This window comes from Roseateles sp., assembly GCF_044373315.1.
In the GTDB taxonomy this organism is placed as follows: domain Bacteria; phylum Pseudomonadota; class Gammaproteobacteria; order Burkholderiales; family Burkholderiaceae_C; genus JACDQM01.
On sequence record NZ_JBILQK010000150.1, the window covers coordinates 1 to 5612 of the forward strand.

General features: G+C 70.4%; 6 protein-coding genes. 2 read left to right on the forward strand and 4 right to left on the reverse strand.

The genetic code is table 11. The annotated features are described in order from the left end of the window. Both ACIQ67_RS19085 and ACIQ67_RS19090 read right to left on the reverse strand, forming a co-directional pair. On the reverse strand, nt 1–1307 hold a 1307-nt coding region (locus tag ACIQ67_RS19085; RefSeq protein WP_397535960.1), incomplete at its 3' end, for a DNA polymerase Y family protein. Further along, nucleotides 1273–2184, reverse strand: a complete 912-nt coding sequence (locus tag ACIQ67_RS19090) for a recombinase RecA (protein ID WP_397535961.1) — start codon at nt 2182–2184, stop codon at nt 1273–1275. The genes ACIQ67_RS19090 and ACIQ67_RS19085, both read right to left, overlap by 35 nt. A gap of 310 nt (nt 2185–2494) precedes the next feature. Here ACIQ67_RS19090 and ACIQ67_RS19095 point away from each other — a divergent pair, with 310 nt between their 5' ends. Continuing rightward, complete coding sequence (locus tag ACIQ67_RS19095) at nt 2495–3088, forward strand: GNAT family N-acetyltransferase (protein WP_397535962.1); 594 nt, start codon at nt 2495–2497, stop codon at nt 3086–3088. Between the two features lie 114 nt (nt 3089–3202). On the opposite strand, the gene ACIQ67_RS19100 is transcribed toward ACIQ67_RS19095, so the two are convergent. Then, nucleotides 3203–3775 carry an NAD(P)H-dependent oxidoreductase gene (locus tag ACIQ67_RS19100; protein WP_397535963.1) on the reverse strand — a complete coding sequence of 191 codons (573 nt, stop codon included), beginning with the start codon at nt 3773–3775 and terminating at the stop codon, nt 3203–3205. 205 nt (nt 3776–3980) lie between these two features. Between ACIQ67_RS19100 and ACIQ67_RS19105 the strand changes: the two genes are divergently transcribed. After that, complete coding sequence (locus ACIQ67_RS19105; protein WP_397535964.1) at nt 3981–4985, forward strand: AraC family transcriptional regulator; 1005 nt, start codon at nt 3981–3983, stop codon at nt 4983–4985. 196 nt (nt 4986–5181) lie between these two features. On the opposite strand, the gene ACIQ67_RS19110 is transcribed toward ACIQ67_RS19105, so the two are convergent. Then, nucleotides 5182–5612: Crp/Fnr family transcriptional regulator (locus ACIQ67_RS19110; RefSeq protein ID WP_397535965.1), on the reverse strand; the 431-nt coding region annotated here is incomplete at its 5' end.

The window sequence follows — 5612 nt, forward strand, 5'->3', positions numbered from 1 at the left end:
TTGGCGGCCGCGCCGCCCAGGCGCTCGTGGTAGATCCACAGCGGCCCGGCCTGCGGGCTGTGCGCCAGGTAGTAGTCGCGCTGCACATGGTCCTGCGCCTGCGGCGTGGCGCTGCCGGGCTGGCCCCACCAGCCGCCTTCCAGGCGCTGCGGGCCGGCCAGCAGCTGCAGTGCGGCTTGGTGCAGCAGCGGGCGGTCGTGGCGTGCGGCCAGGCGCAGCGGCGGGTCGAGCAGCCAGCCGGGCTGGGGATCGGGGAATGCCAGCGCCGCGGCGCCCGCGGCACGCAAGACCTGGCCCCAGGGCAGCCAGCGCTGCATACGCTCGGGGCGGTGGTCGGCCTGCAGCTGCGCGCAGCGCACCTGCTCCGCGCCCAGGCGTGCCGACAGGCGCTCCAGCAGCTGGGGCAGTGGCTCGCGGGCCTGCTCGGCGGCATCGGGCAGCAGCGTGAGGCTGCGCTCGGCCAGCGGCTGCACCTCGTCGGCCGTCAGGCTGAGCTCGGCCACCGGCGCGGCCAGCGTCAGCTTGGCCAGATGCTCGCCCAGCAGGCGGCTGAGGTGGCGCAGCTCGCGTGTGGGCTCGGCCGTGCCCAGCTTCAGCTGCCCGCCGGGGCCCACTTCGCGGGCGCGCATCGCGTCGTGCTGCCAAGCCAGTGTGAAGCGCAGCACGCCGGCATGGCGTGCCGCCAGCCAGGCGCCCAGCTGAAGCAGCAGCGGCTCGGCCTGCTGCAGCAAGGCGGGCGCATGCTCGATGCGCCAGGCCAGCTCGCGCCGCGCGGCGAAGCGCTCGGGCAGGCTGACCCAGGGCAGCGCCATCGGCGCCAGCGCATGCGCCTGGTCCACGGCCAGCAGCAGCGCATCGCCGAAGCGCCGCGCCGCCGGGCCGCGCGGCAGCGCGCGCACCTGGCCCAGCGTGCGGCAGCCCAGGCGTTGCAGCATCGGTGCGTGGGCCTGCACCGCGCTGAGCGTGTGCAGTGGCAGGCCGTCCAGCAGCGGCGTCAGCGGCGTGCGCAGGCCATCGACGATGCCGGCACGCGCCAGCGCCAGCGCGGCCAGCGGCGTGGGGGCCCAGGCCAGCTGCGCCAGGCCCAACATGGCGCCCTCATCGCGCAGGCGGCGATGCAGCGCGCGCAGGCCGCCGAACAGGCGCAGGCTGGCGGCCAGCTCCAGCAGCACGGCGTCTTCCAGCAGCGCCACGCGCGGCGTGAACTGCAGGCTCCACCAGGCCAGGATCTGCTGCGCCTGCACACAGGCGGCGGGCTCATGGGCGCCGGTGCTATGCAGCAGCGCGAGCCAATGCGGCCTGCTCATGCGGCAGCTCCGGTGCTGTCTCGGTCGGGCGTGGCCCGGTTGCGAGCGGGGGAATCGCCGGCTGCAGCAGGCGCGGTGCCAGGATGCGGCCCAGCCCGGCCGGCAGCGAGGGCAGGGTCAGCCAGCCCTCGTGCATGGGGCCGCGGCGCTTGATGAGGCGCACGCGCAGCGTCCAGTCGGGGCCTGGTTCCAGCAGCAGGCGCAGCGGCGCGGCCGAGGACTGCGGCTGCGCGATGGCCGCCGGCCGCAGCACGAACACCGGCGCGCGCGCGCCCAGCGCCGCGGCCTGCAGGCGGCGGATCTGCTCGGGCCGCGCCTCGGGCAGCCAGGCCAGCACGGCGGCGGCCGCATCGGCCTTGATGGCCTGTTCGGCCGCCCACAAGGCATGGGCGGCATTGCCGGGCGCGATCCACACCAGCTGCGCGGCGCTGATGCCGTGCCCGGCCAGGCCCGGCAGATGCGGCGGCAGCGGCGGGTTGATCAGCAGCAGCGGGCGCCGTGCCGACGGGCTTGCGGCAGGCCCGCTGCGGCCGCGCTTGCCGGGGCGGGCCTGCGGCGCGGCGGCCGGGCTGCCCACGAGCAGCCCGTGCAAGGCCGGGCCGAGCAGGCGCCATTCGCAGGCGCCGGGGCGGGCCAGCAGGATCTCGCTGAGCTGCTGCGTGGGCCAGCCGCCGCCGGGTAGTTCGGCGTCCAGCGCGGCGAAGCCGCTGCTGTGGCAGGGGCTTGTGCTGCGTGCCAGCTCGCTGCCGCGCCACAGCGCCCCCAGGCTGCCGGGCAGGGTCGGCAGGTCCGGATTCCGGGCCTGCGGAGGTGACAGCGGTGGCGGGGCGGGCGTGGCGCTGGCGGACGCCGGCGCCTGCCGGACGGGGGCATGCATGGAGGAGGGCGGTGTGTGCGATTGGGCTGGGGGAACTGCGGCGGCGGGCAGGGCTTCTGGGAAGCGCCTGAAAAATCAGAAGGCTGTATAAATATACAGTCTTTTGCCGTGCTGGCAAGGGGGCAGAAAAGTGGCGAGCCCGTGGGATCCACGCGACGCAGCGGCATCGCGCGGGCCGCCGGCAAGCGGGCCTGGCGTGCGGTTTTTGGCGTTCATGGCCTTGCGCCACTCAGGCAGGGGGGCTAACCCGGCGCATGCAGCGCCGGTGCATCGGTTACAAGCTGGAACGCTTTCAGCAGGCCCTCTCACCATGCCCGTGCGCGACGCCCTTGCCACGCCTCAGCTGACCCCGAGGTTGTGGCTGCGTGCGCCGCGCGAGAGCGATCTGGACACCGTCTACGCGCTGCATGCCGATCCGGTGTGCAGCCGCTTCACGCCGGGCGGCCCGATGCGCAGCCGCAGTGCCGCGGCCGAGCTGCTGCAGGGCTGGCTGGCGCACTGGCAGACCCATGGTTTTGGCTGCTGGGCCATTGCGCTGCGCGAGCGGCCCGAGCTGGTGCTGGGCTTCGGCGGCCTGATGCGCCATAACAGCCTGGGCGATGCGCCGGGCCTGGAGCTGTATTTCCGTTTCAGCCCCGAGAGCTGGGGCCAGGGCTATGCCTCGGAGATGGTGCAAAGCGCGCTGGAGCTGGCCTTCGATGGGCTGCAGGCCGAGGCCGTGCAGGCGGTGGTGCAGCCGGCCAACACGCCTTCGCGCAAGACGCTGGAGCGCCTGGGCCTGCTGCTCAAGGGCTCGCAGGCCGATGTGCCGGGCCAGGCGCCCAGCCTGCTGTACGAGATCACGGCCGCGCTCTGGGCCAGCAGGCCGCGCACCCCGCCCGAGCCGACGCCGTTCGGCGCCTGAGGCGCCTTCGCTGTGACTTGCCGCTGATGCCACAGCGAGGGCGCTGCCTCACGTCAGGAATCCAGGCGCATCCGGGCAACCCTGAGACGACCTTGTGGTGAAGGCGCTCTGGCCTCAAACCGCGGCAGCACCCAGCAGCCGCATCTGTTCCAGCCAGCGGGTGACTTGACTGGGTTGGGCCTGGCTGGCGGGGCCCAGGTGTGTGAAGCGGGCGGGTTTGAGTCCCACAAACTCCAGGACCTGCCGGCGGAGCTGCCAAATCAGCGCGTTCTTGTAGACCAGACGCAGGAACCAGCCCGGTGTGTCGGAGGTGAACACCACGCGTGCGCTGCGTCCCGTCAGCAGCGGTGCGGGAATGCCCAGGCGGCTGAGCTTGCGCGGGTCGTAGGCCCGGCCTGGCAGCAAAGCCCGATCAAACAGGCCTTTGAGTTTGGCGGGCACACCCCCCCACCACATGGGCGTGGTCATGACGAAGTGATCGCTCCAGGCCAGGTCTTGCATCAGCTGGTCCAGCCTGGGCTCCAGCGGCTTTTTCTCGGCGTAGTCGTGGTCGAACTGGAGTTCGTGCAGATGCACAAGGCGAACCTCGTGGCCGGCCAGCCGCGCGGCCTCGGCATAGGTTTCCGCCAGGGCGCGCGAGAGCGATTGGGCGGCGGGATGACCGTCGAGTATGAGGATGCGTTTCACAAGAGTGCTCCTGGTTGGCAGTCGGGGCGGTATGGGGGGGCATTGACGCCGGCGGGCCGCGCTCGGGCGTCGGGCCTTGTCATCCGGTTGCACCCAGTATTCTTTGAAATATCAAAACAAAGAATGATTAATTGACCTTTGTTTATTGCAATTCGTACAGAAATTTGGCTGAATTGCATTGTTTGCATGCCATCAGGATCTGCCAATGCCAGCTTCGCACTGTGTCCCTCCTGCCCACCCGTCGCCGGACCCGCTGACCCAGGCCCTGCAGTGCTTTCGCCTGCAGGGCACGCTGTACTGCCAGTCCGAACTGAGTGCGCCCTGGGGCATTGAGGTGCCACGGATGGACGGGGTCATGGTGTTCTTGGTGGTGACCCAGGGCCATTGCTGGCTGGAGGTGGAAGGACATCCGCCGCAGGCGCTGCAGCAGGGCAGCCTGACGCTGATTCCGCATGGCTCGCCGCACCGGTTTCTCAGCGCCTTGGGCACAAGCACCGTGCCTCTGGACGCACTGCCGATCCAGCAGGTCACAGAACTGTTCGAGACGGTGCGCTACGGTGGCGGTGGTGCCGTCGTGAAGGCGATGTATGGCGTGGTGCGGTTTGACCATCTGCTGGCCAAGCGTCTGGTCAGCCAACTGCCAGCCGTGCTGCAAATGGACGCCGCCGAAACCGAGCAGGACTTGTGGCTGCACAGCACGCTGCGTTACATCGCGCAGGAAGCCGCCGTGCCCAAGCCCGGCAGCGAGACGGTGGTGACCCGTCTGGCCGACATCCTGGTGGTGCAGGCCATCCGCGCTTGGCTGGCCAGCGCACCGCTGCGCGAGAAGGGCTGGCTGGCCGCATTGAGCGATGAGCGCGTGGGACGGGCGATGGCCTTGATGCACCAGTCGCCTCAAACCCTTTGGACGGTGGACCGTCTGGCCAAGGCGGTGGGCATGTCGCGCTCGGCCTTCTCCACCCGTTTTTCTGCGCTGACAGGCCAGGGCCCGCTGGCTTACCTGACCGAGTGGCGCATGCAACTGGCCCGCGCCTGGCTGAGCACTTCGGGCCAGCCGATCGCGCACATGTCTGGCGAGCTCGGCTACCAGTCCGAGGCGGCCTTCAGCCGGGCGTTCAAACAGCACTACGGCATGGCGCCCGGCAGTTTCCGGCGCCACGAGGCGCAGCAGCCCGGCCAAGCTGCCCGGGCCTGCGTGCCCGTGGCGTAGGCCATCTCGACAAGCGACCCGTGCATGGGTCAATGATGTGAATCGTTGGCTACTGACGCGAAGGCGCATCGGTGAACGGCGCCGAATACATGGGCTCTGCGTGGTGCACCGTTGCTGAGCCTGGCGCATTCTTGGGCCTGGTGCATCAGCTGCCAGCCGCCAGCCGGCCATTGAATAACAGCTTATGGGTGCGTCTTCAGCCCAGCGCCGGAAACCTCCGCAGTCCCTGCAGATCCAGCACCCGCAAGCCGCCGTATTCGATCGCGATCAGGCGCTGTTCCTGCAGCCGGTGCAGGGCCTGGTTGACGCGCTGGCGTGACAGGCCCACCAGATAGCCCAGCTCTTGCTGCGTGATGCGCAGCAGGCTGCCCACGCCGGGGTAGAGCTGCGGGTGGAACAGGGCGGCCAGGTTGCGGGCCACCTTCAGGTCGGGGTCGGAGATGCGGTCGGTCTCGCGCGCGGCGATGAACTGGCCCAGACGCTCATTCAGCTGGTTAAGCACGAAGCGGTTGAAGCCGATGCTGTGCTCCAGCAGTTCGTGGAAGGTGTCCAGCGGCAGGCCGGCCACCACGCTCTTGCGCAGGGCCTGGATGTTGTAGCGGTAGACCTCGCGCTTGAGCAGCGTGC

What these genes read in the sequence shown, in the direction of transcription:
- ACIQ67_RS19090 (WP_397535961.1), bottom strand. Translation starts at nt 2,184, where the DNA reads ATGCATGCCCCCGTCCGGCAGGCGCCGGCGTCCGCCAGCGCCACGCCC.
- ACIQ67_RS19105 (WP_397535964.1), top strand. Translation starts at nt 3,981, where the DNA reads ATGCCAGCTTCGCACTGTGTCCCTCCTGCCCACCCGTCGCCGGACCCG.
- ACIQ67_RS19095 (WP_397535962.1), top strand. Translation starts at nt 2,495, where the DNA reads ATGCCCGTGCGCGACGCCCTTGCCACGCCTCAGCTGACCCCGAGGTTG.